Raw genomic sequence first — 864 nt, forward strand, 5'->3', positions numbered from 1 at the left:
TAACTGATTGGTCTCGTTAAAATACCAAATGGTTTTCCATTCAAGCCGCTTCATTTTTGGCATGATGTCACCTGCTTTAAAGTGTTTCACATCCTGACTCGATGGTGACCACCATGATCCCGTCTGTGGACAAGGTTTACCTGACTCGCAGCGTAAGCGTTTTGGTGCGACATTATGGCTACCACCACCACTATCCGCGATACGCTCAACCAACATCCATGTGACAGGCGCCATGCCGACAGCTTGCATGGTTTCTGGATCATAACCGACGTAAGCTTCATTTGCTAACATCCCATCTAATAATACTTGAGCACTGGCATCTTCTCTACTAGGCACATAAATACCTGCAACAGGAACAACCTCATCTAACTCAACGCTATATTTAGGGTTGAGACGATAAACAGGCCACGATTCGGGTGGGTTAAGTGGTCCTCGAGATTCAGTACTATAATTTTCTATTAAATCACCAATACGCCAACCAAAATAACTGGTTATTTTTAGATTAAAGGCACGTAAGCTTGCCTCTGTTTCCCATTTATCGTAATCCAGTTGTTGCTGCTCTGGCATCCAGTCGATATCGTAATCCATACTAATAGCCCGAAAGTCACTCTCTACATTACCGCCATAGCCTATTGCTGCTAAGTCCCCTTTTAACAGCTCTTGATAACCGACGTTAAGACTATCCAAAGTATCACGTAGGTTTGGCAATACGCGCTCGCCCCAGACGATATCAGGTTGTCTGTTAATAGGACGCGTACGATAATCAAAGGGTAAATCATTGACGAATAGCTCAAGCGCGTATTCAGCGGCTTCTAGCATAGTTGCAAAGGCATCACGCATCTCTTTAAAGTAGGCGGGTGAACT

Annotated in this window: 1 protein-coding gene; it reads right to left on the reverse strand. The window is 44.4% G+C overall.

The window, feature by feature from the left end; all coding sequences use genetic code 11:
* On the reverse strand, positions 1-864 hold an 864-nt coding region (locus AAEY80_RS14275; RefSeq protein WP_350588514.1), incomplete at both ends, for a hypothetical protein.

The organism is Psychrobacter sp. 78a-MNA-CIBAN-0178 (assembly GCF_040309625.1).
GTDB classification, from domain to species: domain Bacteria; phylum Pseudomonadota; class Gammaproteobacteria; order Pseudomonadales; family Moraxellaceae; genus Psychrobacter; species Psychrobacter okhotskensis.